Origin of the sequence: Micromonospora coxensis (assembly GCF_900090295.1) — a bacterium.
Lineage (GTDB): Bacteria > Actinomycetota > Actinomycetes > Mycobacteriales > Micromonosporaceae > Micromonospora > Micromonospora coxensis.
Map to the genome: position 1 here is coordinate 1534370 of NZ_LT607753.1, position 25210 is coordinate 1559579.

Here is a 25210-nt window from a genome sequence, read left to right on the forward strand (position 1 = left end):
CTCTGGACGCAGCGATCAGGGCTATCGACCACTTCCGATGTGCTGCCCGGGAACGTTACCATCCGGTATCCGAATGTTCTTCGTGTAATGCTCCCCGCACTGATCCCCACCCCCTCGGAGGATCACCATGCACCGTCCCCCCACCACCACCCGCCGTCTGCTCGCCGGCCTGGGCGCCGGCATCCTGGTGGCCGCCGTCCTGGTCGCCTCCCCCACCCCGGCGTCCGCCGCCCCCGCCGCCGCGACCACCTCCTTCGCCCCCGACGACTACTGCCTCGGCGAGTGCGCCGACATCCTGCCGCCGGGCCAGAACGGCAACGCCACCCTGGTCGAGATCCTCGGCAACCAGTCCGTCGGCACCCTGCCCCGGCACTCCGCCGACCAGCTCGGCCGCTACGCCGACCTGGTCTACTCCTACGCCGGGCTGAAGCAGGACCAGATCGGCTCCTTCTTCCACGACGCCTCCTTCGGGGTGCCGCCGACCCAGGTCGAACGGGACTACTCCCCCCGCTCCGACGTGCGGATCCTGCGGGACAGGGCCACCGGCGTCCCGCACATCACCGGCACCACCCGCGGCGGCACCATGTACGGCGCCGGCTACGCCGGGGCCGAGGACCGGCTGTTCACCATGGACCTGCTGCGACACGTCGGCCGGGGCACCCTCACCCCGTTCGCCGGCGGCGCGCCGGGCAACCGCGCCCTCGAACAGAGCGTCTGGCGCAACTCGCCGTACACCGAGGCGGACCTGCGGACGCAGGTCGAGGCGCTGCGCACCAGGGGCGGCGCGCGCGGCGAGCAGCTCTACGCCGACGTGCAGGAGTACATCGCCGGCATCAACGCCTACATCCGCCACTGCATGGCCAACCGGAACTGCCCCGGCGAGTACGTCCTCACCGGCCACCTCGACGCGATCACCAACGCCGGTGGCCCGCAGCCGTTCCAGATGACCGACCTGATCGCCATCGCCGGCGTGGTCGGCGGCCTGTTCGGCGGCGGAGGCGGCACCGAGATGCAGTCGGCGCTGGTGCGCATCGCCGCCCGCGCCCGCTACGGCGCCGTCGAGGGCGACAAGGTGTGGCAGGGCTTCCGGGCCCAGAACGACCCGGAGGCCGTGCTCACCCTGCACGACGGGCAGAGCTTCCCGTACGGCGCCGCCGCACCGGACGCCGCCAGCGTGGTGCTCCCGGACGCCGGCACCGCCCGGGTGGAACCGGTGTTCACCGACCCCACCGGCTCGGCCGCCACCACGACCGCCGTCACCTCCCGCTCCGCGGAGCTGGCCGCCGCCCTGTCCGGGCTGACCCTCTCCCGGCAGCAGCGGGGCATGTCCAACGCGGTCGTGGTCAACGCCGCGCACTCCGCCACCGGCCACCCGATCGCCGTCTTCGGCCCGCAGACCGGCTACTTCTCGCCGCAGCTGCTGATGGTGCAGGAGTTGCAGGGCCCGGGGATCAGCGCCCGAGGCGCCGCGTTCGCCGGGCTCAACCTCTACGTGCTGCTCGGACGCGGGCAGGACTACGCCTGGAGCGCCACCTCCTCGGTCCACGACATCACCGACACGTACGCGCTGCCGCTGTGCACCACCGACGGCAGCGCGCCGACCCTGGCCAGCAACCGCTACCTGTACCGGGGCTCCTGCCTGCCCATGGAGGAGATCTCGCACGTCAACCGGTGGAGCCCGACCGTCGCCGACGGCACGCCCGCCGGGTCGTACAAGCTCGTCGCCCGGCGCACCAACCTCGGGCTGGTCGCCTGGCGGGGCACGGTGGGCGGCCGGCCGCACGCCTTCACCCAACTGCGCTCCACGTACCGGCACGAGGCCGACTCGGCGATCGGCTTCCAGATGTTCAACGACCCGGCGCAGATGGGCAGCGCCGACGCCTTCGTCACCGCCGCGCACCACGTCGAGTACGCCTTCAACTGGTTCTACGTCAACTCCACCCAGTCGGCGTACTTCAACTCCGGGCTCAACCCGGTACGCGCCGCCGGCGCCGACCCGAACCTGCCGATGCGGGCCGCGTACGAGTGGCAGGGCTACGACCCGGTGACGAACACCGCCGCGTACGCCCCGCTGGCCGCCCACCCCCGCTCGGTCGACCAGGACTACTACATCAGCTGGAACAACAAGCAGGCCAAGGACTTCGGCGCCGCCGACGGCAACTTCAGCTTCGGCGCGGTGCACCGCGGCGACCTGCTCGACCGGCCGATGAAGGCGGCCGTCGCGGCCGGACGCACCTTCGACCGGGCCTCGCTGACCGCGCTGGTGCAGCAGGCCGGCCTGACCGACCTGCGCGGCGCCGAGGTGCTCGACGAACTGATCCGGGTGCTGGAGAGCCAGCCCGTCGCCGACCCCGCGCTGGCCACCGAGATCAGCCGGCTCAAGGCGTGGCGGCAGGCCGGCGCGCTGCGGGTGGAGACCGCCCGGGGCAGCAAGGTCTACCGGCACGCGGAGGCGATCCGCACCTTCGACGCCTGGTGGCCGCTGCTGGTCCGGGGGATGTTCCGGGCGCCGCTCGGCGCGGACCTCTACCAGTCGCTGGTCAACGCCCTGCAGATCAACGAGTCCCCCTCCGGTCACCAGCAGGGCGACGTGTCGAACCTGCCCAGCTCCGCCAACGAGGCCCAGGCGCACAAGGGATCGGCGTTCCAGTACGGCTGGTGGGGCTACGTGGACAAGGACCTGCGCGCGGTGCTCGGCGACCCGGTCCGCGGCGGGCCCGGCCGGACCTTCTGCGGCGGCGGTGACCTGGCCGGCTGCCGGCAGATCCTGCTCGACACCCTGCGCGCCGCGGCGGGCACCCCGGCGAGCACGACGTACCCCGGCGACGCCTCCTGCGCGGCCGGCGACCAGTGGTGCGCCGACGCGATCGTCCAGTCCCCGCTGGGCGGCATCAGGCACGCCACGATCGCCTGGCAGAACCGGCCGACCTACCAGCAGGTGGTCTCGTTCCCGGCCCGCCGGGGCGACGACCTGACCAACCTCGCCGCCGGCCGGCCGGCCACGGCGTCCAGCAGCGAGTTCCTGCGCGGCCCCGGCCGGGCGGTCGACTCCGACCTCGGCACCCGCTGGGCGAGCGCCTGGTCCGACGACCAGTGGCTCACCGTCGACCTCGGCTCGGCCCGGCAGGTCGGCCGGGTGGTGCTGGCCTGGGAGGCGGCGTACGCCCGGTCGTACCGGATCGAGGTCTCCTCCGACGGCGGCGCCTGGCGCGCGGTCTGGTCGACCACCGCCGGCGACGGCGGCACCGACGCGGTGGCGTTCCCGGCCCAGAACGCCCGGTACGTCCGCGTGCGCGGGCTCACCCGGGCCACCTCGTACGGCTACTCGCTCTGGGAGCTGGCGGTGTACGCCCGCTGACCGGTGACCCCGGCCGGCGCGCTGACCCCGCGCCGGCCGGGCGCCGGTCAGGCGAGCAGGATCTGGTCGCCGTCCACCCTGATCTGCTTGGGCGCGAGCGGCTTGGTCGCCGGGCCCTTCTTCACCGCGCCGTCGGTGATGGCGAACTGGCTGCCGTGGCAGGTGCAGTTGATCGTGCCGCCGTCGATGTTCGACACCGGGCACGCCTTGTGGGTGCAGATCGGGTCGAAGGCCTTGAACTCCCCCGGGCTCGGCTGGGTGACCACCACGCCCCGCTCGGCGAAGATCGCGCCACCGCCGACCGGGATGTCGGTCGTCCTGGCCAGCGGCGCGGCGGCGGTGTCCCGGTTGCCGCCGGCGTCCGGCGCGTCCGTCACGCCCGGCCCGCCGCTGGTCGGCGCGGTGCTCGGCGCGCCACCGTCGTCGCCACCGCCGCAGGCGGCCAGCGCCACCGACGCCCCCACCGCGCCGGCGCCGGCGAGCAGGGCACGCCGTGTGCGCGCGGCGGACCCGGTCAGCACCTGATCGTCACTCATCTCCGGCCTCTCTCTCGACGTGCCGCCGCCGGTCCTGATCGCGGCCGCACTCGTGCACACGCACCACTGTGCCGCACGGTTCACCGGCGCACCGCCGGACCCGGGAACGACGACGGGCGGGCCGGTCGCCCGGCCCGCCCGTGGTACGCCCTGCTCAGCGCGCCCCGGCCGGCACCTTCCGGGTCCGCGGCTTCGCCGCGCCGCCGTTGGCCTTGGCCGCCCGGGTGGTGGCCGCCCTGGCCCCCTTCGCCGCGCCGTCGAGCTTCAGCATCGGCCGCAGGAACTGCCCGGTGTGGCTCTCGGGCACCTCGGCGACCTCCTCCGGGGTGCCGGTGGCGAGCACCGTGCCGCCCCGGTGGCCGCCCTCCGGGCCCATGTCGATGATCCAGTCGGCGGACTTGATCACGTCCAGGTTGTGCTCGATGGTGATCACCGTGTTGCCCTTGTCGACCAGGCCCTCCAGCACCATCAGCAGCTTGCGGATGTCCTCGAAGTGCAGGCCGGTGGTCGGCTCGTCGAGCACGTAGACCGTCCGGCCGGTGGAGCGCTTCTGCAGCTCGGAGGCGAGCTTGACCCGCTGCGCCTCACCGCCGGAGAGGGTCGGCGCGGGCTGGCCCAGCCGCACGTACCCGAGACCCACGTCGACCAGGGTCTTCAGGTGCCGGTGGATGGCCGGGATGGCGGAGAAGAACTCCGCCGCCTCCTCGATCGGCATCTCCAGCACGTCGGAGACGGTCTTGCCCTTGTAGTGCACCTCCAGCGTCTCCCGGTTGTACCGGGCGCCCTTGCAGACCTCGCACGGGACGTAGACGTCCGGCAGGAAGTTCATCTCGATCTTGATGGTGCCGTCGCCGGAGCACGCCTCGCAGCGGCCGCCCTTGACGTTGAACGAGAACCGGCCCGGCCCGTACCCCCGGACCTTGGCCTCGGTGGTCTCGGCGAAGAGCTTGCGGACGTGGTCCCACACCCCGGTGTAGGTGGCCGGGTTGGACCGGGGCGTCCGCCCGATCGGCGACTGGTCGACGCCGACGACCTTGTCCACGTGCTCCAGGCCGGTGACCCGGGTGTGCCGGCCCGGGACCAGCCGGGCGCCGTTGATCTGGTTGGCCAGCACCGCGTACAGGATGTCGTTGACCAGCGTCGACTTGCCGGAGCCGGAGACCCCGGTGACGGCGATGAGCTGGCCGAGCGGGAACGACACGGTGAGGTTGCGCAGGTTGTGCTCGCGCGCCCCGTGCACCACCAGCTCCCGGCCCGGGGTCTGCGGGCGGCGCTGCCCTGGCGTCGGGATCACCTTTCGCCCCGACAGGTACGCCCCGGTGACCGACTCGTCGTTCTCCAGCAGCGCCGGCACCGAGCCGCTGTGCACGATCTTCCCGCCGTGCTCGCCCGCGCCGGGACCGATGTCGACGATCCAGTCGGCGACCCGGATGGTGTCCTCGTCGTGCTCGACCACGATCAGGGTGTTGCCCAGGCCGCGCAGCCGCAGCAGCGTCTCGATCAGCCGGTGGTTGTCGCGCTGGTGCAGGCCGATCGAGGGCTCGTCGAGCACGTACAGCACACCGACCAGGCCGGAGCCGATCTGGGTGGCGAGCCGGATGCGCTGCGCCTCGCCGCCGGAGAGGGTGCCCGCCGCCCGGTCCAGGGAGAGGTAGTCCAGGCCGACGTCGAGCAGGAACCGCAGCCGGGCGTTGATCTCCTTGAGCACCCGCTCGGCGATCATCTTCTGCCGGTCGGTCAACTCGATGCCGGCCAGCAGGTCGGCGGCCTCGCCGACGGAGAGGTTGCACACCTCGGCGATGCTCTTGCCGGCCAGGGTCACCGCGAGCACCTCCGGCTTGAGCCGGGCGCCGCCGCAGGCCGCGCAGGGCACGTCGCGCATGTACCCCTCGTACTTCTCCCGCGACCACTCCGACTCGGTGTCGGAGTGCCGCCGCTCGATCCACTGCACCACGCCCTCGAAGCCGGTGTAGTAGGAGCGCTCGCGGCCGTACTTGTTGCGGTAGCGCACGTGCACCTGGTCGTCGGAGCCGTGCAGGATCGTCTTCTGCGCCCGCGACGGCAGCGCCCGCCACGGCGTGTCGACGTCGAAGTGCTGGGCCTCGCCGAGCGCCTCCAGCAGGCGCAGGAAGTACTCCAGGTTGTGCCCGGTCGCCCACGGCTGGATCGCGCCCTCGCGCAGGGTGCGCTCCGGGTCGGGGATGAGCAGCTCCGGGTCGACCTCCTTCTTGGTGCCCAGGCCGGTGCACTCCGGGCAGGCGCCGTACGGGGCGTTGAAGGAGAAGACCCGCGGCTCCAGGTCCTCGATCGCCAGCGGGTGGTCGTTCGGGCAGGCCAGGTGCTCGGAGTAGCGCCGCTCCCGCTCCGGGTCGTCCTCGGGCAGGTCGACGAAGTCGAGCAGGACCAGCCCGCCGGAGAGGCCGAGCGCGGCCTCGACCGAGTCGGTCAGCCGCTGCTTGGCGCCCGGCTTGACGCTGAGCCGGTCGATCACCACCTCGATGGTGTGCTTCTCCTGCTTCTTGAGCTTCGGCGGCTCGGTGAGCTGGTGCACCACGCCGTCGACCCGGGCCCGCGCGTAGCCCTTGGACTGCAGCTCGGCGAAGAGGTCGACGTACTCGCCCTTGCGGCCGCGAACCACCGGGGCGAGCACCATGAACCGGGTGCCCTCGGCCATCGCCAGGACCCGGTCGACGATCTGCTGCGGGCTCTGCCGGGAGATCCGCTCGCCGCAGACCGGGCAGTGCGGCTCGCCGATGCGGGCGAAGAGCAGCCGGAGGTAGTCGTAGACCTCGGTGATGGTGCCGACGGTGGAGCGCGGGTTGCGCGAGGTCGACTTCTGGTCGATGGAGACCGCCGGGCTCAGACCCTCGATGAAGTCCACGTCGGGCTTGTCCATCTGGCCGAGGAACTGCCGGGCGTACGACGACAGCGACTCGACGTAGCGGCGCTGCCCCTCGGCGAAGATCGTGTCGAAGGCCAGGCTCGACTTGCCCGACCCGGAGAGCCCGGTGAAGACGATCAGAGCGTCCCGGGGCAGGTCGAGACTGACGTCACGCAGGTTGTGCTCGCGCGCGCCACGGATGATCAGTCGGTCGGCCACGGTGCGTGTGCTCCCGGAAGAAGAGAGTGAGGCGGATCTGTCCGCTCCGAGCGGGGTCTGAGCGGTTTTGACAGGCGCAGGAAGGCGCCTCGGCAACTCTAGCCCCGAGGTACGACAACTTCCCGCGCGCGCACATTCCCCCAGCTCACCCCGGTCGCGCCGGCCCGGGTGGGGTCGACGCGACCGCGCAGCGGCTCAGTGTCCGCCGGGTGACGGCGGCGACGACGGACGCGCCGTGCGACGCCGTCCGCCCCGCCAGCCGCCGCGCCGCTCGGCGGCGAGCCGGGTCTCCCGGCGGCGGCTCTCGAAAACCACCTCCCGCTGCAACCGACGCCAGCTCTCCCAGCGCCGGGCGGGCAGTTCCCCGCTCTCCAGCGCCTCGCGCACCGCACAGGCCGGCTCGGCCTCGTGCGCGCAGTCGGCGTACCGGCAGCCGGTGGCGAGGTCGGCGATGTCGGCGAACGCCCGGTCCAGCCCGGCGGCGCCGTCGAGCAGGCCCACCGCGCGTACCCCCGGGGTGTCCAGCACCGCGCCCCCGCCGGGGACCGGCACCAGCGCCCGCCAGGTGGTGGTGTGCCGGCCCTTGCCGTCGGAGCGGCGGATCGCCTGGGTCGGCATGACGACCGCCCCGGCCAGGGCGTTGACCAGGCTCGACTTGCCCGCCCCGGAGGGACCGAGCAGGCCGAGGGTGCGCCCCGGCGCGACGAACGGCCGCAGCGCCTGGAGGCCGACGCCCCGCTCGGCGCTGACCGGCAGCACCGGCACCCCGGGCGCCACGGCGGCGAGCTGCCGGGCCACCTGGGCGGGGTCGGCGGCCAGGTCGACCTTGGTGAGCACGACCAGCGGACGCGCCCCGGACTCGTGGGCCAGCGAGAGCAGCCGCTCGATCCGGGCGACGTCCGGCTCGGGGTGCACCGGCTCGACCACCGCGGCGGCGTCGAGGTTGGCGGCGAGCACCTGCCCGCTGGCGTCCTTGCCCGCCGTGCGGCGCACCAGCGCGCTGCGGCGCGGCAGCACCACGTCGACGGTCACCGGCCCGTCGGGCCAGGTGGCGAGCAGCACCCAGTCGCCCGCGCAGGGCAGGGCGGTCAGGTCACGGGCCGCGGCGGCCAGCACCGCCGGGCCGAGGCTGGCGCGGACGGGCCCGTCCGCGCAGAGCACGGTGCAGACGCCGCGGTCCACCCGGGCCACCCGGCCCGGTCGGCGGTCGGGGCGGCGCCGCGCGTACGCCGCCCGCTCGGCGTCGAGGCCGAGGGCGGCAAGGTCGATGGTCATCGCATCCTCATCGGTGTCGGAAGGGGGTGTGACGGTGCACGCGTGCCACGACCGGCATGCTCACCACCTCCGTCCGTCGTCTGCGGCGCCCGCGTTGCGCGACGACATCGGCCCGGCGCGTCCGACACCGCGCCGCGACCGAAAGCCGTCGGGCCGACGGTAGGGGGCCCGGCGACGCGCCGAAAGCGATTTCCCCGGCGACGCGGCGGCCCCGGTGCCGCTAGGGTCGGTGCGTGACCACGGATCCGCTGCTGCTGGCCGGCGAGGTGGACGACGCCACGGCCCGGCTGCTGCGTACCGTCGATTCCCTCGACGCCGCGGCCGTCGCGGCGCCCTCCCTGCTGCCCGGCTGGACCCGCGGCCACGTCCTAGCCCACCTGGCCCGCAACGCCGACGGCTTCGTCAACCTGCTCACCTCGGCCCGCACCGGCGAGCAGCTGCCGATGTACGCCAGCCCCACCGCCCGCGCCGCCGACATCGAGGCCGGCGCGGCCCGGTCGCCGGAGGCCCACCTGGACGACCTGCGTCGCTCCGCGCAGCGCTTCGCCGAGGCGGTCGCCGCCGTGCCGGCGCAGGCGTGGTCGGCGACGGTCGAGACGCGCCGCGGCCCGTGGCCGGCGGCGATGCTGGTCTGGGGCCGGCTGCGCGAGATCGAGGTGCACCACGTGGACCTGGCCGCCGGCTACCGGCCGGCCGACTGGCCACCGGCGTTCGCCGGGCACCTGCTGCACGAGGTCGCGGGCGGGCTCGCCGAGCGGGCCGACGCGCCGGCGATGGTGCTGCGGTACGACGGCAGCCGGCACGAGCTGGCGATCGGCGAGCGCACGAACGCGCCCCTGGTCACCGGTCCCCCGGCCGAGCTGGCCGCCTGGTTGATCGGCCGCAGCAGCGGCGACGGGCTGACCGTCACCCCGGACGGCGCCCTGCCGACCCCACCGGAATGGATATAGACACCGTCATGAGCTACACCGGAGACGTCACCGCGGGCGGCGCACCCGCCGTCCGCGAGCTGGGCGGGCTCACCGTCACCAAGATCTCGGTCGGCCCGATGGACAACAACGCCTACCTGCTGCGGTGCCGCGACACCGGCGAGCAGGTGCTGATCGACGCGGCGAACGAGGCGCCCCGCCTGCTGGAGCTGATCGGCGACGGCGGCCTGGCCGCCGTGGTCACCACGCACCGGCACATGGACCACTGGGTGGCGCTGGAGGAGGTCGTGGCCAAGACCGGCGCCCGCGCGCTGGTGCACGCCGACGACGCCGAGGGGCTGCCCATCGAGGCGGAGACCCTCACCGACGGCGACACCGTGCCGGTCGGTGACTGCGCCCTGGAGGTGATCCACCTGCAGGGCCACACCCCGGGCTCCATCGCGCTGCTGTACCGGGACCCGGCCGGCACCCCGCACCTGTTCACCGGGGACTCGCTCTTCCCCGGCGGGGTGGGCAACACCGAGCAGGACCCGCAGCGCTTCGGCCGGCTCATCGACGACGTGGAGCACAAGATCTTCGACCGGCTGCCCGACGAGACCTGGTTCTACCCGGGGCACGGCCGGGACAGCACCCTCGGCGCCGAGCGCCCGTCGCTGCCGCAGTGGCGCGCCCGCGGCTGGTGAGACGTCGCGGCGCCGGTCAGCCGGCCTGACCGGCGCCGATCACCGCCCGCAACCGCCGCCGGGTGCCCACCAGCACCACGCCGGCCAGCGCCAGCCCGACCGCCGTGGTGACGAGCACCGGGCTGCCGTCGCCGGGCAGCAGCCCGGCCAGCGACCGCGACGCCGTGCCCAGCGCCAGGTACAGGCCGGCCCAGAGCACCGCGCCCGCCGTGGCGCAGGCGGCGAACCGGCGGTACGACATGCGCAGCCCGCCGGCGGCCAGGGGCAGCAGGGCGTTGAACACCGGCAGGAACGGCGCGACCAGCACCATCCGCCCGCCTCCGGTACGCAGGATGTCCTCGGCGGCGGCCCAGCGGACCTCGCCGATCCAGCCGCCGACGCGGCTGCGCCGCAGCCGCTCGCCGTAGACCCGGCCGGCGGCGAAGCTCAACGACCATCCGCCGACGCAGCCGGCCACCACCGCCACGAGGGTCGGCGCGCCGGCCGCCGGGGAGCCCAGGCCCACCGCCGCGAGGATCGCCACGTCGCCGGGGACCAGCACGCCGAGCAGGGGTACGGCGTCGGCGAGCATCACCAGCCCCAGCACCCCCATCAGCAGTGCGGTGGGCAGTTCCCCGATCTGGGTCACGACATCCGGCATGGCCACGACGCTACGGTCGGGCCGGGCGGCGCACATCCGGCCCGATCCCCCACCCTGCCCTGATCCCGGCTCGGGGTCACCCCTGAGCCACCCGCCCGTCCGCCCACCCGCCGCGCCGCCGTCCGGCGCTCTGCCGACGTCTGCGGCGTGTCGCGGTGTCGGCGCGTGCCGAGCCCGCAACACGCCGCAACGGGTGGCCGCCCGGTGGCCGCCCGGTGCGGGGCGGGGCGGGTCAGCGGGGGCGGAGCACCTGGACCCGGCGCACCGGTGAGTCGACGGACGGCTCGGTGGTGGGCACCGGGTAGCTCGCCACCACCTCCAGGGCGTCGGTGGGCAGGTGACCCCGGTCGGGGTCGCCGACCAGCACGAGCGCGCCGGCGGACGCCGCGCGGCGCAGGAACGGCAGCACCCGGCCGGCGAGTTCACGGTCGTAGAGGGCGTCCCCGGCGACGAGCAGGTCGACGTCGGTCCCGTCGCCGTCGAGCAGGTCACCCCCGGAGGCCGTCACGACCACCCCGTTGGCCCGCGCGTTGACCGTGACCGCGGCCACCGCGTACGGGTCGATGTCGTTGGCGGCGACCCGGTCGGCGCCGGCCAGCGCGGCGGCGATGGCCACCAGCCCGGAGCCGGCGGCCAGGTCCAGCACCCGCCGTCCGGCGGCCAGCTCGGGATGGTCGAGCAGGTGGCGGGCGAGCGCCTGGCCCCCCGCCCACGCCGACGCCCAGTACGGCGGCGGCAGGGCGCGGCCGGCCGCCGCCTCCATCCGGGCCCACCAGACGATGGCGTCCTCGGCGAGCAGCAGCGACACCTCGGGGACGAACGGGGTGGGGACCAGCCGGAGGCGGTCCAGCCCGTCGCCGGGAGCGGCGATCTCGCGCTCCAGGACGGCCAGCGCCGCCGTGCTCGGTCCGCTCACCGGTCGAGCGTGCCGGACCCGACGGGCCGCCGGGCCGATTTCCACCGCGACCCGCGATGTTTTCTCCCGACGCCCTTGCGGCACTTCAGCCGGCAAAAGGGGGATCGGCCGGTTACTGTCGGGGTGGCACAGGGCGATCATCCGCCACGGCGGAGGTCTCCCGTCTTGAACAGGGAGAGATGCATGGCAACCGGCACGGTCAAGTGGTTCAACTCGGAAAAGGGCTTCGGCTTCATCGAGCAGGACGGCGGGGGACCCGACGTCTTCGTCCACTACTCAGCGATCGCGAGCAGCGGTTACCGCGAACTGCAGGAGGCCCAGAAGGTCGAGTTCGAGGTGACCCAGGGGCAGAAGGGCCCGCAGGCGGACAACGTCCGTCCGCTGTAGGTCCGTGCCGGTGGCGGCGGCCGTCGGGCCGCCGCCACTGCGCGTTCTGCGGCGTACGCGTGGCTCGCGCGCGCCGCTCGTGGCCGGTCAGGCCACCAGCCGCCGGGCCAGTTCGTCGGCGACCTGCTTGGCGACCGTCGGCGGGATCGCCGCGGCGATGTCCTCCGGCTTGAGCCCGGCGAGCACGCCCTGCACGATCGCCGGTTCGTCGGTGAAGTCCTTGTTCGACAGCGCGGTCAACGCGGTCTGCAGGGCGGTGAGCTGCGCGGCCAGCGACTTCAACGTCGGGTGCTGGACGACGAACGACGGGTTCGTGTGGTCCTCGCCCATGGACATGCGGGTGTAGATCTGGCCGATCGGGTTGCGTCCGTCCAGCACGGTCAGGTTCTTGTGGACGGTTTCCAGCCAGGCGTGCTCTTCGGGGGTCATGTCGTCGTCCTCCAGGAGTCCGATGGTGCTCAGGTAGCGGCGGAACAGCGGGGTCTGGTCCCGCTGCGCCTTGGTCGAGTCGCGGAAGAAGCTGAAGTGGGTGTGCCACAGGTGCGAGTCGTCGCCGGAGGTGCGCCTGCCGAGCCGGTCCCACCGGCGCACCGTGCGCCCGTCGGGTGAGTAGATGATCTCGCGGATGTCGCGGCTGTCCGGGGTGTTCGCCACGCACTGGGCCACGCACCAGGTGGAGAACGTGCGCAGGTCGTGGGTACGACCCGCCGAGCTGACCTGGAACAGACCGACGTCCAGCGCGGAGGCGTCGAGGGTCAACCCCGAGGAGTCCCGGGGGGACTCGACGACCGAGTAGTCGTTGGTCACCACCCGGTCCGAGCCGCAGTGGTAGCCACCGCGGTGTGCGGAGTCGCCGACGATGCCGACCTCACCCGGTTCGAGGTCGTCGGCGCGCACGGTGTCGGGGTCGACGTTCAGGTGGTCGAGCAACAGCCGGCGGACGGCCAGCAGGTTGGCCGGGGCCGTGGTCATGGGGTCCCCTTTCCGCAGCCGGCCCCGTCCTCGCCGGCTGCATCAGCATCAGTCAGGGGTCGGGCACGACGGTGACTCCACGTAGGTGCCGCGGGGTGGTGGTGCAGTCCCGACCGCTGGTGCACGTCGTCGGGCGATGGTCGAACGATATCCATGGAATCCCGGGAATCCCCAGGTCAGAGGCCCATTCTTCAGATGGCAGAAACCTGTGAGGCAGCTGGGACGCACGGTGTCGCCCGTGACGGGAGGGCAGCGACGACGGGACGAGAGCGACACAATCCGGTGCGGACAGTGACCGCACCGCCGGAGGGCACCGCGGCGGCGGATCAGTTCGCCGGACGGCGGGGCGGCTCCGGGCGGGCGGCCCGGACGGAGTCCCGGTGCTCCCGCATCGAGGCGACCATGGTGGCCATGAAGCGGTGCACCACCGCCAGTTCCTCGTCGCTGAAGCGGGCCATCACCTCGTCGGTGCGCCGGCCGAGGGGCCCGAAGAAGCTCATCGCCAGGGCGGCGCCCTGGTCGGCGTAGTGCAGCAGGACCTTGCGCCGGTCGGCGGTGTCCCGGTCGCGGCGGATGTGCCCGGCGCGCTCCAGCCGGTCGATCAGGGCGGTGACCGAGCCCGAGGAGAGGTTGAGCTGCTCGCCCAGGCGGCCCGGGGTGATCGGGTCGCCGGTCAGCTCGGCGTCCATCACCGCGATCAGGGCGTGCAGATCGGTCGGGTTGAGCCCGTGCAGGTTGGCGAAGGCGTGCCCGATGTGCTGGGCGTCCACCGAGTAGCGCCGCAGGTCGTTCGCGATGTCCGCGATCATCTGCTGGCGCGGGTCGTCCCGCCGCCGGTACATGCCGTGCGATGCCACGTCTGGTCGCTTCCCCCTGATCTGCTCGCCCGCAGGCAGCATAGTGCAGCCGGCAACAATCTCGCCTGTCGAGATACTCGACGAGTTGCCATACTATCCTTGCTGAGCGAGACTCTTGAGAGTCGAGATTTCAACGTCGAGGACCGTGAGGGCAGCCGATGTCTCTGTTCACCCGCGTCGCCCGTAGCCGGCTGGCCGCCTGGCTCACCGTGGTGGCCGCGATCGTCTTCGGGGCGGTCGTCTTCGGGCTGCCCAAGCCCGACAACCCCGCCCCCGTCTCCAGCACCGGCCTCTCCGTCGAGTGGCAGTCGACCCAGGTCGAGAAGCTCCAGGAACGGCTGCCGTCGAGCGACGCCCAACCGGCGATCGTCGTGGTCAGCCGCGACGACGCCGGCCCGCTGACCGAGGCGGACCGGGCCGCCCTCGCGGCCTCCACCGGCGACCTGGCCCGGCTGGCCGTCGGCGGGCAGGTCAGCCCCCCACAGGTCTCCCCCGACAGCACCGTCGCCCTGGTCGCCGTGCCGCTCTCCACCGCCGGCGGGCAGGAGCAGGTCGCCGAGCGGGTCGACCAGCTCCGCAGCGCGCTGGCGGAGCTGCCCGACGGGCTCACCGCCGAGGTGACCGGCGGGCCCGCCTTCACCGCCGACCTCACCAAGGTCTTCGCCGGCGCCGACACCACCCTGCTCATCGTCACCGCCGCCGTGGTGGCGGTGCTGCTGCTGATCACCTACCGCAGCCCGTTCCTGTGGATCGTGCCGCTGGTCATCGTGGCGGCCACCGAGCAGCTGACGCTGCGGGCCCTCGACACGATCGTCCCGGCCTTCGGCATCAACCTGGCCGGCGGCGCCGTCACCGGCATCGCGAGCGTCCTGGTCTTCGGCGCGGCCACCGACTACGCCCTGCTGCTCATCGCCCGCTACCGGGAGGAGCTGCGCCGCGAGGAGGACCGCTTCGTCGCCATGCGGGCCGCCCTGCGGCGCACCGCCGAACCCATCCTCGCCAGCGGCTTCACCGTGGTCCTCGGCGTGCTCACCCTGCTGCTGTCCGAGCAGGAGCTCAACCGTGCCCTCGCGGTGGCCTGCGCCACCGGCGTGATCCTCGCCATGCTCTCGGCGCTCTTCGTCCTCCCGGCGGCCCTGGTGATCTTCGGCCGCGGCCTGTTCTGGCCGTTCGTGCCCCGGGTCGGCGGCGCGGTGCGGGAGGGCCGGCTCTGGGGCCGCCTCGGCGCCGCCGTGGTCCGCCGCCCGGCGCCGGTCGCGCTGCTCGCCACCCTGCTGCTGGCCGGGCTCGCCGTCGGCGGGCTCGGGATCCGCACCGGTCTGTCCGAGACCGAGCAGTTCCGGGTCAAGCCCGAGGCGGTCGCCGGCGCCGAGACCCTCGCCAAGGCGTTCCCCGCCGGCACCACCCAGCCGGTCGCCGTGCTCACCGCCCCGTCGGCGGTCCGGGCCGTCACCGACGCCGCCACCGCCGTGCCCGGGGTGGCCTCCGCCCGTCCCGGCGAGGCCGGCTCGGGTGTCGCGCAGGTCGACGTCGTGCTGGAGGCCGAGCCGGGCACCCCCGCCTCGGACCGGACGATCGAGGCGCTGCGCGACGCCGTGGCCGCCGTACCCGGCTCGGCCCCGCCCGCCCTCGACGGCGTCGAGGCATTCGACGGCGCCGTGGTCGGCGGCACCGTCGCCGCCACGTACGACTCGGACGAGGCCAACGGCAAGGACCTGCGGCTGATCCTGCCGATCATCCTGCTGCTGGTCGGCGCCGTCCTGGTGCTGCTGCTGCGCGGACTGGTCGCGCCGGTGCTGCTCGTGCTCACCGTCATCGCGTCCTTCTTCGCCAGCCTGGGCGCGGCGTGGCTGCTCTTCGACCACGTGCTCGGCTTCCCGGCGCTGGACAGCGGGGTGCTGCTGCTCGCGTTCGTCTTCCTGGTGGCCCTCGGCGTCGACTACAACATCTTCCTGGTCACCCGGGCCCGGGAGGACGCCCGCACCGCCGGCACCCGGGACGGGATGCTCTCCGCGCTGCGGGTCACCGGTGGGGTCATCACCAGCGCGGGTGTCCTGCTCGCCGCGGTCTTCGCCGTCCTCGGCGTCCTGCCGCTGATCACCCTGACCCAGATCGGGATCATCGTCTGCATCGGCGTGCTGCTCGACACCCTGCTGGTGCGTACCGTGCTCGTGCCGGCGCTGGCGTTCCTGCTCGGCGACCGCTTCTGGTGGCCGGGCCGGATCGCCCGGGAGCCGGTGGCGGACGTCACGCCCGAACGGGAGCCGGTCGCCGCACGCGACTGACCGGTTCCACCGGGCGGCCGGGGCCGGGGGCGCGACGCGCCCCCGGCCCTTCGGCGTCGCGGGGGCCGGCGCCCCGCCGGTCGGTCACTGCCCGGTGCTGCTCCCGGCGCCCGAGCAGCCGGTGGCCGGGGCGTGGGGTTGCGCGGGGGCGGGCCCGGCCGCACCCGTGGAGGGCGGGCCGGCCGCCACCGCCCGGTCCCGGGTGACCCAGGCGATCACGAAGACGGCGGTCCAGGCGACCCCGAGCAGGACCGAGGTGGCCGTCCCGCTGGCCGTGCTCCAGCCCAGGTAGAGGCGGGCCCCGCCGACCACCGCGATGCCGGCCGCCGCCGCGGTCCAGGCGGCCACCGCCAGCGGCCAGCGGGCGTCGCGGGACAGCAGCCAGGCCAGCGTGCACAGGCTCGCCGCCGCCACCGCGTTCTGGGTCGGGAACACCACGGCGGGCCGGCCGGACGCGGTCGCGTCGGCCACCACGGCGAGCACCACCAGCGGCAGGAACGCCCCGGCCGTGCCGAGGACGCTGAGCAGGTCCGCCCGCCAGGGCCGGTGCCGCCAGGCGAGCCCGGCGGCGACCACCGTCACCAGCACGATGAGGAACGACCCACGCAGCACCGAGACCGTCGTGAAGGCCACCTCCACCGCCCCCGGGGTACGGCGGTCGGCGAACCAGTCGGCGATCACGCCGTCGACCACGGCCAGCCCGCTCCAACGCACCACCGCCTCCAGCAGCCAGGCGACGGCGAACCCGGCGGCCGAGAGCAGCAGCAGGCCGGTGGCGAGGTTGACCAGCAGCGCCCCGCCGGGGCCGACCTGCATGGCGATCAGGAAGAACAGCACGCCGTACCGCCCGGTGACCCAGCGCACCGGCGGTAGCGCGGCCGCCCGGGACAGCAGCGCCCGCACCGGGTCCGGGTGGCGTCCCAACCAACGGCCGGCCAGCACGATCGCCACCAGCACCACCAGCAGCGCCAGCACCACGCCGGTGGCCCGCCCGAGCAGCCGGGAGACCGTCTCGTACGACTCGCCGGCGAGGTAGCCCAGCAGCACCGAGCCGCCCACCCAGCTGACCACCCCGGCCACGTTCCACGGCGCGAAGCGCCGGTACGGCATCCCGGCGGCGCCGGCCAGCCGGGGCACCAGGGTGCGGGCGAAGGCCACCCAGCGGGCGGCGTACACGCCCCGTCCGCCCAGCCGGTCCAGCATCGCGTCGGCGCGTGACCAGCGGTGCGGGCCGACCCGCGCGCCCAGCCCGGAGGCGCGCAGCCGGGGCCCGTACCGGCGGCCGGAACGGAAGGCGAGTGTGTCCCCGATCACGGCAGCCCCGGTCATCACCAGCAGCGCCGGGGCGAGCCGTAGCGTCCCCGCGTACGCTAGGAAGCCGACCAGCAGCAGGGTCGCCTCTCCCGGCACCAGCAGACCGAAGATCACCGCGGTCTCGCCCGCGACGATCGTCGCGGCGACCAGGTAGATCACCAGGGTCGGCAGGCCCTGCAGCGACGTCAGCAGGTCATGCATCCGGTCCCCAGCACCACGGGGGCCAGCATGCCAGCCGTTGGAACGGTCGGGACAGCAGTTTCGGCAGAGATCCGGGCGATCTCGGGGGTGACCCCGACACGTGTCCCGGCAACCGCAGACAGGAGTATGGAGGGTATGCAGCTTCGCACCGACCTCCGCAACGTCGCCATCATCGCCCACGTCGACCACGGCAAGACGACCCTGGTCGACGCCATGTTGCGGCAGGCCGGCGCCTACGGCGCCCGTGGTGAGACCACCGAGCGGGTCATGGACTCGATGGACCTCGAACGGGAAAAGGGCATCACCATCCTCGCCAAGAACACCGGCGTGCGGTACATGCCGGCCGACGGGTCCGAGCCGGTCACCATCAACATCATCGACACCCCCGGCCACGCCGACTTCGGCGGCGAGGTCGAGCGGGGCCTGACCATGGTCGACGGGGTGGTGCTGCTGGTCGACGCCAGCGAGGGCCCGCTGCCGCAGACCCGGTTCGTGCTGCGCAAGGCGCTGCGCGCCCGGATGCCGATCATCCTGGTGATCAACAAGGTGGACCGTCCGGACGCCCGGATCAAGGAGGTCGTGGACGACACCTACGAGCTCTTCCTCGACCTGGACGCCGACGAGGAGCAGATCGACTTCCCGATCGTCTACGCCTGCGCCCGCGACGGCATCGCCTCGCTGACCCAGCCCGCCGACGGCGCGGTCCCCGGCGACAGCCACAACCTGGAGCCGCTGTTCCGCACCCTGCTCGACACCATCCCGCCGCCCGCGTACGAGGAGGACGCGCCGCTGCAGGCGCACGTCACCAACCTCGACGCCTCGCCGTTCCTCGGCCGGCTCGCGCTGTGCCGGGTCCGGCAGGGCACCATCAGCAAGGGCCAGACCGTGGCCTGGTGCCGCACCGACGGCAGCACCCAGCGGGTACGCATCTCCGAGATGCTGATGACCGAGGGCCTGGAGCGCAAGCCGGCGGAGACCGCCGGCCCCGGTGACATCATCGCCGTCGCCGGCATCCCGGAGATCATGATCGGTGAGACCCTGGCGGACGCGGAGAACCCGGTCCCGCTGCCGCTGATCACCGTGGACGAGCCGGCCATCTCGATGACCATCGGCACCAACACCTCGCCGCTGGTGGGCCGGGTCAAGGGCGCCAAGGTCACCGCCCGGATGGTCAAGGACCGGCTCGACAAGGAGCTGGTCGGCAACGTGTCGCTGCGGGTCCTGCCGACCGAGCGTCCGGACGCCTGGGAGGTGCAGGGCCGTGGTGAGCTGGCCCTGGCCATCCTGGTCGAGCAGATGCGCCGCGAGTCGTACGAGCTGACCGTCGGCAAGCCGCAGGTCGTCACCAAGGAGATCGACGGCAAGACCTGCGAGCCGGTCGAGCGGCTGACCATCGACGCCCCGGAGGAGTACCTGGGCGCGATCACCCAGCTCCTGGCCACCCGCAAGGGCCGGATGGAGCAGCTGGTCAACCACGGCACCGGCTGGATCCGGATGGAGTGGCTGGTCCCGGCGCGCGGCCTGATCGGCTTCCGCACCGAGTTCCTGACCGAGACCCGGGGCACCGGCATCCTGCACCACGTCTTCGAGTCCTACGAGCCGTGGTTCGGCGAGCTGCGTACCCGCAACAACGGCTCGCTGGTCGCCGACCGGGCGGGCGCGGTCACCGCGTTCGCGATGACCAACCTCCAGGAGCGCGGCCAGCTCTTCGTGGAGCCGGGCACCGAGGTGTACGAGGGCATGATCGTCGGGGAGAACTCCCGCTCCGACGACATGGACGTCAACATCACCAAGGAGAAGAAGCTCACCAACATGCGCTCGTCGACGGCCGACGAGACCGAGAAGCTGATCCCGCCGCGCAAGCTGTCGCTGGAGCAGGCGCTCGAGTTCTGCCGCGAGGACGAGTGCGTCGAGGTCACCCCGGCCGCGGTGCGCATCCGCAAGGTGGTGCTGGACCAGACCCAGCGCGGCCGGATGGCGGCCCGCCGCAAGCACGCCGGCTGACCACCACCCCGCCGCACCGGAGCCCCGGCCGTCCCCGACGGCCGGGGCTCCGCCGTTCCCCGACCGCGCCGCTGCGGCCTGATCCGGCCGACCCGTCGACCGGATCACCCCGCCTCCGTACCGGCCGCTGCCGGGGCGGGTCAGGCCGGCCTGGTGGCCCGGAGGGCGAAGAGGTCGGGGATCGGACCGGAGCCCGATTCGGTGGTACGGGTGAGGGCGAGGCCGGCGCCGGTGACCGCGTCGAGCAACTCGGCCAGGGGGACGTGCCAGGCACCCACGCGGGAGCGCACGCCGTGCACCGACCAGGCGCGGAAGCTGCGTTCCCGCTCGGCGTACCCGCCGTCGACGACGATCCGCTCCGGGTCGGACCGGTCGGCGAACGGGCCGATGAAACAGGGGTGCACCCCGACGTGGACGAAGCACCCGCCGGGCGCCAGCACCCGGGCCGCCTCGGCGACCACCGCCCGGTAGTCGGGGACGTCGGTGTGGGCGAGCACGCAGACCACCGCCGGCAGCGAGGCGTCGGCGACCGGCAACGCGGCGGCCTCACCGCGGGCCACGGGCAGCCGGGCGCGGGCGTGCCGCAACTGGCCGCCGGAGAGGTCCACGCCGACCGGGTCCCAGCCCAGCCGGCGCAGCTCGGCGGCGTGCGCCCCGGTGCCGCAGCACAGGTCGAGGCAGCGGCCCGACCCGTCGCCCAGCAGCTCGGCGAGCTGCCGGCGGACCCGGTCCATGTAGTCGGCGGAGGTGTCGGTGGCGAACTGCTCGTACCAGTCGGCGTGGGCGTCGTACGCGGCAACCGTCATGTCCGCACGCTAGACCCTCGGGTACCCTCGCGCCGCCCCGTCGCCGGCGGGATCGGCTACGGTCACCGGCATGATCTGGGACCACCTCGACGCCCGCCTGGACCGGGTGCCCGGCACCGTCTCCGCGTACGTGGGGCGGCTCGACGCGCCGCCCACCTGGACCCGGCAGGCCGGGGCCACCCACTACGCGGCCAGCACCATGAAGGTGGCGGTGCTGCTCGCGCTGCACCGCGCCGCCGAGGCCGGCGAACTGGACCTGGACGCCCCGGTCGCCGTGGCCAACGAGTTCGACTCCGCCCTGCCCGGCGCGCCCCGGTTCTGCTGCGCCCGGCACTACGACAACGACGAGGCGGTCTGGGAGCGGCTCGGCGACACCGCCCCGCTGCGCTGGCTCGCCCACCGGATGATCGTCCGGTCGAGCAACCTGGCCACCAACATCGTCATCGGGCACGTGGGCCTGCCCGCCGTGGCCCGGGCGTGGGGGCTGGCCGGCGCGCGGCACAGCGTCACCGGCCGCGGCATCGAGGACTTCGCCGCCCGCGACGCTGGCATCACCAACCTGGTCACCGCCGCCGACCTGGCCGCGCTGCTCGCCGGCCTGGCCGGCGGGGCCCACCGGCCCGGACCGCTGGCCTCACCGGCCGGCTGCGCCGCCATGCTGGACGTGCTGCTCGCCCAGGAGCACCGCGAGGACCTGGCCGCCGGGCTGCCCGAGGGCACCCGCATCGCCCACAAGAACGGCTGGGTACGCGGGGTGCGCCACGGCAGCGGAGTGGTCTTCCCCGACGACGCCCCGCCGTACGTGATCGCCGTCTGCACCACCACCGACCTGGCCGACGGCGGCCCGAGCGGCGAGGAGGTCGAGGACGACGCCTGCCGGCTGATTGCCGACGTGTCGGCCACGGTCTGGGCGGCCCGGCACGACCTCGCCGGCTGACCCGCCGCCGGCCGGGTCACTCCAGCAGGTTGTCCCGCAGCGCGGCGCGCACCTCGTCGGTGACGCCCAGCCCGTCGCGCAGGTACGCCTCGAACGACCCGTGCACCCGGCGCACCTCGTCGTACGCCGCGTCCAGGTACTCCGGGCGCACCTCCAGCACCGGCCGCACCGTCTCCGGGTCCAGCGTCGGGTGCCGTCGCACCATCGCCTCCAGCAGCACCTCGCGCAGGCTGCCGGTCAACTCGTTGTTGCGCAGGTAGTCGGCCCGGATCTCGGCGTCGTCGACGCCCAGCGCGGTCAGCAGCACCACCGCCAGCCAGCCGGTGCGGTCCTTGCCCGCCGAGCAGTGGAACAGCAGCGGCAGGTTGCCCGCCTCGGCGGCCAGCCGCACCGCCGCGGAGAACCCGGCCCGGGCCGACTCCCCGGTGACGAACCAGCGGTAGATCGCCGCCATCGCCGCCGGCGTCCCCTCCCCGGCCAACTCGTCGTACGCCTCCAGGTCGTGGCCGAGCAGCACCGCCGAGACGTACGTGAAGACCGGGTGCGCCGGGTCGTGCACCGGCAGGTGCACCACCCGTGGCTCCCCCACCAACCGGTCCGCCGGGGCGACCGCCATCTCGGAGGTGTCCCGCAGGTCCACCACGCAGGCCGGCGCCAGCTTGCCGAGCACCGGCAGGTCCTCGTCGGTCAACCGGCCCAGCGCCGGGGTGCGCAGCAGCCGGCCGGCGCGTACCCGGCGGCCGTCGGTGGTGCGCAGCCCACCCAGGTCGCGCGCGTTGGGCGCGCCCACCAGTTCCCAGTCCCGCCCGTCCATCTTCGGTACCCCTCCCCCAGTCCGGCTCCGTATAGGGTGCCGCACATGACGATCGCCGCGGTACGCACCCACCGGCTTTCCGCCCCCTTACACACGCCGTTCGTCACCGCGCTGCGGCGCACCACCACCGTGGACACCCTGGTGGTGGAGGTGCTCGACGACGACGGGCGCTCCGGGTTCGGCGAGGCGCCGCAGGTCTGGCAGGTCACCGGGGCGTCGGTGACCGGGGCCGAGGCGTGCGTACGCGACATGCTGGGCCCCGCCGTCGTGGGTCGGGACGCCGACGACCTGATGGCCCGCTGCGCGCAGGTGCAGGCGGCCGTCGTCGGCAACGAGTCGGCGAAGGCGGCGCTGGACGTCGCGCTGCACGACCTGGCGGCGCGGCGGCTCGGCGTACCCCTGGTGCGGCTGCTCGGCGGCACGGCGCTGCGCGTCCCCACCGACGTCACGCTGGCCGCCGGCGACGCGGTGGAGTTGGCGGCGGCGGCCCGGCAGCGCCGCGCCGAGGGCTTCGACGTGCTCAAGCTCAAGGTGGGCACGGACGCCGCGAGCGACCTGGACCGGGTCCGCGCGGTGCGGGCGGCCGTCGGTCCGGGTGTGCGCGTGCGGCTGGACGCCAACCAGGGCTGGACGCCCCGCGAGGCGGTCCGGGTGATCCGCGGCATCGAGGACGCCGGGCTCGACGTGGAACTGGTCGAGCAGCCGGTGTCCCGGTGGGACCTGGACGGGCTGGCCTGGGTCAGCGACCGGGTGAGCGTGCCGATCCTGGCCGACGAGTCCGTCTTCGGCGTGCGCGACCTGGTCGAGGTGATCCGCCGGCGGGCCGCCGACATGGTGAACGTGAAGCTGGCCAAGTGCGGTGGGCTGCACCCCGCGCGCACGCTGCTGGACCTCGCCCGGGCGCACGGCATGGGCACCGTCGTCGGTTCGATGATGGAGAGCGCGGTCGGCGTCGGGGCCGCCGCCAGCCTGGTCGCCGCGTACCGCACCAGCGCCGTGTCCGATCTCGACGCCGCGTGGTGGCTGGCCTGGTCGCCGGTGCGCGGCGGCATCCGGTACGACGGCGCGAGCGTCGTGCTGCCCGACGCCCCCGGCCTCGGCATCTCCTCGGTGACTGAAGTTAAAGTGCAGCAGCATGGTTGATGGTTGTTGGTTTCTTTCATAGGGTCGGGTAGGCGCCCGCAACCGGAGGTCGACGTGAAGCTGCAACCCGGCCGCGAGGCCGTCGTCCAGGTCTCCGTCGCCACACTGTGGGCCGACCCCGGCGCGGTACGTCCCGTCGACGGCCCCGCCCTCGCCGCGCACCCCGACATCCCCGCCTGGATCGCCGGGATGGACGCCGACCAGCGGGTCGGCGACTGCGTGCTCACCCAGCTCCTGCTCGGCGAACGGGTGCTCGTCACCGCGCTGCGCCCGGACGGCTGGGCGCAGGTGGTCGCCCTCGGCCAGCCGTCCGCGAAGCTCGATCCGCGCGGCTACCCCGGCTGGCTGCCCGCCGCCCAGCTCGCCCCCGCCGACGAGGCGTCCCCGGCCGGCGCCCCGCTGGTCGTCGACGCGACCGCCACCACGCTGCACACCGCGCCGGGCGGCCCGGCGGCGCTCGCCGGACTCGTGCCGGGCACCCGGCTCGATCCCGCCGGCCCGCCCACCGGCGGCTGGCAACCGGTACGCGTACCCGGACATCCGGATCCGCGCTGGGCGCCCGAGGCGGACCTGGTCGGGCTGCCGACCGGGCAGCCGAAGCCGACCGAGGTGCTGGCCCTGGCCGAGCGGCTGCGCGACGTGGTCTACATCTGGGGCGGGCTCACCGGCCACGGCATCGACTGCTCCGGGCTGGTGCACCTGGCGTGGCGCCGGTTCGGGGTGACCCTGCCCCGGGACGCCGACGACCAGGCCGGCGCGACCACTGCCGTGCCGTTGGGCGAGGAACGCCCCGGCGACCTCTACTTCTTCGCCCGGCCCGGCCGGCCCATCCACCACGTCGGCATCGTCACCGCCGCGCCCACCGCCGAGGAGCGGCGGATGCTGCACGCCTGCTACCGGCAGCGCCGGGTCCTGGAGGAGGCGCTGCCACCCGAGCGGGTGGCCACCCTGGTGGCCGTCCGCCGGGTCTGACCGGGACGACGCAAGGGGCGCCCTCCTGCTGGAGGGCGCCCCTTGCCGTCGGTGGCGTGGGTCAGCGGCGGGCGTCGGCCAGTTCCCGACGACGGTCCCGGGAGGACTTGACCAGGCTCGCCGCGGTGGCCGCGGCCAGGGTGCCGAGGATGACCGTCAGCGACAGCCAGATCGGGATGTGCGGAGCCCAGCCGACGTGCTCGCCGCCGTTGATGAACGGCACCTGGTTGTCGGCCAGCGCCTCCAGCACCAGCTTCACGCCGATGAAGCCGAGCACCACGGCCAGGCCGTAGCTGAGGTAGATCAGCCGGTCCAGCAGGCCGCCGAGCAGGAAGTAGAGCTGGCGCAGACCCATCAGCGCGAAGACGTTCGCGGTGAAGACCAGGTACGGCTCCTGGGTGATGCCGAAGATCGCGGGGATGGAGTCCAGCGCGAAGATCAGGTCGGTGGTGCCGATGGCGATCATCACGATCAGCATCGGGGTGAACAGCCGCTTGCCGGCCTGGTACGTGGTCAGCTTCGCGCCGTCGTAGTCCTTGGAGATCGGCAGCGCCTTGCGGCTCCACCGGATCAGCACGTTCTCGCTGAACTCGTCCTCGTCCGGCTCGCCCTGACGGGCCAGGTTGACCGCGGTGTAGATCAGGAACGCGCCGAAGATGTAGAAGACCCAGGAGAACTGGGAGATCAGCGCCGCGCCGGCGGCGATGAAGCCACCGCGCATGACCAGGGCCAGCACGATGCCGATGAGCAGCACCTTCTGCTGGTACTGCCGGGGCACCCCGAACCGGGCCATGATGATGACGAAGACGAAGAGGTTGTCCACCGAGAGGCTGTACTCGGTGAGCCAACCGGTGTAGAACTGCCCGGCCACGCTCGCGCCGGAGGTGAGCCACAGTCCCGCGCCGAAGAGCAGGGCCAGGCCCACGTAGAAGCCGACCCAGATGCTCGACTCACGGATGCTGGGCTCGTGTGGGCGTCGGCCGACGATGAAGAGGTCGACCAGGAGCATCGCCGTCATCGCGACGAGCGTTGCCGCCCACACCATTCCGGACACGTTCAATCCATTCCTCCGGCAGACACG

General features: G+C 73.7%; 20 protein-coding genes. 9 read left to right on the forward strand and 11 right to left on the reverse strand.

Translation table 11 applies throughout. The annotated features are described in order from the left end of the window. The first annotated feature begins 127 nt into the window (after window positions 1-127). Entirely contained in the window at window positions 128-3358 is a 3231-nt protein-coding gene (locus tag GA0070614_RS06755) for a penicillin acylase family protein (protein ID WP_088975140.1), read from the forward strand. 47 nt (window positions 3359-3405) lie between these two features. Here GA0070614_RS06755 and GA0070614_RS06760 read toward each other — a convergent pair whose 3' ends face one another. The 3 genes from GA0070614_RS06760 to rsgA form a co-directional block, all read right to left on the reverse strand. After that, a complete protein-coding gene (locus tag GA0070614_RS06760) occupies window positions 3406-3894 on the reverse strand; it encodes a Rieske (2Fe-2S) protein (RefSeq protein ID WP_088975141.1) in 489 nt (162 codons plus the stop codon). 154 nt (window positions 3895-4048) lie between these two features. After that, window positions 4049-6994: an excinuclease ABC subunit UvrA gene (uvrA, locus tag GA0070614_RS06765; protein WP_088975142.1), complete on the reverse strand. Its 2946-nt coding sequence runs from the start codon at window positions 6992-6994 to the stop codon at window positions 4049-4051. A 195-nt stretch (window positions 6995-7189) separates the two neighbouring features. Then, entirely contained in the window at window positions 7190-8269 is a 1080-nt protein-coding gene (rsgA, locus tag GA0070614_RS06770) for a ribosome small subunit-dependent GTPase A (protein WP_088975143.1), read from the reverse strand. A gap of 233 nt (window positions 8270-8502) precedes the next feature. Here rsgA and GA0070614_RS06775 point away from each other — a divergent pair, with 233 nt between their 5' ends. Together GA0070614_RS06775 and GA0070614_RS06780 are read left to right on the forward strand one after the other, a co-directional pair. Further along, the gene (locus tag GA0070614_RS06775) at window positions 8503-9219 is read left to right on the forward strand and encodes a maleylpyruvate isomerase family mycothiol-dependent enzyme (protein ID WP_088975144.1); all 717 of its coding nucleotides are present in this window, start codon (window positions 8503-8505) and stop codon (window positions 9217-9219) included. Between the two features lie 8 nt (window positions 9220-9227). Beyond that, entirely contained in the window at window positions 9228-9881 is a 654-nt protein-coding gene (locus GA0070614_RS06780) for an MBL fold metallo-hydrolase (RefSeq protein WP_088975145.1), read from the forward strand. Between the two features lie 16 nt (window positions 9882-9897). On the opposite strand, the gene GA0070614_RS06785 is transcribed toward GA0070614_RS06780, so the two are convergent. Then, a complete protein-coding gene (locus GA0070614_RS06785) occupies window positions 9898-10521 on the reverse strand; it encodes a DedA family protein (protein ID WP_088979281.1) in 624 nt (207 codons plus the stop codon). A gap of 232 nt (window positions 10522-10753) precedes the next feature. Beyond that, entirely contained in the window at window positions 10754-11437 is a 684-nt protein-coding gene (locus GA0070614_RS06790) for a class I SAM-dependent methyltransferase (RefSeq protein ID WP_231933565.1), read from the reverse strand. Window positions 11438-11620: 183 nt separating this feature from the next. On the opposite strand from GA0070614_RS06790, the gene GA0070614_RS06795 reads away from it, so the two are divergent. Next, the gene (locus tag GA0070614_RS06795) at window positions 11621-11824 is read left to right on the forward strand and encodes a cold-shock protein (RefSeq protein ID WP_088975147.1); all 204 of its coding nucleotides are present in this window, start codon (window positions 11621-11623) and stop codon (window positions 11822-11824) included. An 87-nt stretch (window positions 11825-11911) separates the two neighbouring features. Here the strand turns inward: GA0070614_RS06795 and GA0070614_RS06800 are convergent, their stop codons facing one another. Together GA0070614_RS06800 and GA0070614_RS06805 are read right to left on the reverse strand one after the other, a co-directional pair. Beyond that, window positions 11912-12796: a hypothetical protein gene (locus GA0070614_RS06800; RefSeq protein WP_088975148.1), complete on the reverse strand. Its 885-nt coding sequence runs from the start codon at window positions 12794-12796 to the stop codon at window positions 11912-11914. Window positions 12797-13122: 326 nt separating this feature from the next. Continuing rightward, complete coding sequence (locus tag GA0070614_RS06805) at window positions 13123-13638, reverse strand: MarR family winged helix-turn-helix transcriptional regulator (protein WP_088975149.1); 516 nt, start codon at window positions 13636-13638, stop codon at window positions 13123-13125. Window positions 13639-13811: 173 nt separating this feature from the next. Here GA0070614_RS06805 and GA0070614_RS06810 point away from each other — a divergent pair, with 173 nt between their 5' ends. Next, complete coding sequence (locus tag GA0070614_RS06810; protein WP_088975150.1) at window positions 13812-15938, forward strand: MMPL family transporter; 2127 nt, start codon at window positions 13812-13814, stop codon at window positions 15936-15938. Between the two features lie 84 nt (window positions 15939-16022). Here GA0070614_RS06810 and GA0070614_RS06815 read toward each other — a convergent pair whose 3' ends face one another. Next, a complete protein-coding gene (locus GA0070614_RS06815; RefSeq protein ID WP_088975151.1) occupies window positions 16023-17453 on the reverse strand; it encodes a DedA family protein in 1431 nt (476 codons plus the stop codon). 135 nt (window positions 17454-17588) lie between these two features. On the opposite strand from GA0070614_RS06815, the gene typA reads away from it, so the two are divergent. Further along, window positions 17589-19457: a translational GTPase TypA gene (gene typA, locus GA0070614_RS06820; RefSeq protein WP_088975152.1), complete on the forward strand. Its 1869-nt coding sequence runs from the start codon at window positions 17589-17591 to the stop codon at window positions 19455-19457. A 140-nt stretch (window positions 19458-19597) separates the two neighbouring features. Here the strand turns inward: typA and GA0070614_RS06825 are convergent, their stop codons facing one another. Beyond that, entirely contained in the window at window positions 19598-20263 is a 666-nt protein-coding gene (locus tag GA0070614_RS06825) for a class I SAM-dependent methyltransferase (RefSeq protein WP_088975153.1), read from the reverse strand. A 70-nt stretch (window positions 20264-20333) separates the two neighbouring features. On the opposite strand from GA0070614_RS06825, the gene GA0070614_RS06830 reads away from it, so the two are divergent. Then, the gene (locus GA0070614_RS06830; RefSeq protein WP_088975154.1) at window positions 20334-21200 is read left to right on the forward strand and encodes a serine hydrolase; all 867 of its coding nucleotides are present in this window, start codon (window positions 20334-20336) and stop codon (window positions 21198-21200) included. Window positions 21201-21216: 16 nt separating this feature from the next. Here GA0070614_RS06830 and GA0070614_RS06835 read toward each other — a convergent pair whose 3' ends face one another. Continuing rightward, complete coding sequence (locus GA0070614_RS06835; protein ID WP_088975155.1) at window positions 21217-22014, reverse strand: tyrosine-protein phosphatase; 798 nt, start codon at window positions 22012-22014, stop codon at window positions 21217-21219. 45 nt (window positions 22015-22059) lie between these two features. Here GA0070614_RS06835 and GA0070614_RS06840 point away from each other — a divergent pair, with 45 nt between their 5' ends. Both GA0070614_RS06840 and GA0070614_RS06845 read left to right on the forward strand, forming a co-directional pair. Continuing rightward, on the forward strand, window positions 22060-23157 hold the full coding sequence (locus GA0070614_RS06840; RefSeq protein ID WP_088975156.1) for a mandelate racemase/muconate lactonizing enzyme family protein: 1098 nt from the start codon (window positions 22060-22062) through the stop codon (window positions 23155-23157). 54 nt (window positions 23158-23211) lie between these two features. Then, window positions 23212-24129: a C40 family peptidase gene (locus GA0070614_RS06845; RefSeq protein WP_088975157.1), complete on the forward strand. Its 918-nt coding sequence runs from the start codon at window positions 23212-23214 to the stop codon at window positions 24127-24129. 61 nt (window positions 24130-24190) lie between these two features. Here the strand turns inward: GA0070614_RS06845 and GA0070614_RS06850 are convergent, their stop codons facing one another. Further along, on the reverse strand, window positions 24191-25189 hold the full coding sequence (locus tag GA0070614_RS06850) for a TerC family protein (protein WP_088975158.1): 999 nt from the start codon (window positions 25187-25189) through the stop codon (window positions 24191-24193). Between the last annotated feature and the right edge of the window lie 21 nt (window positions 25190-25210).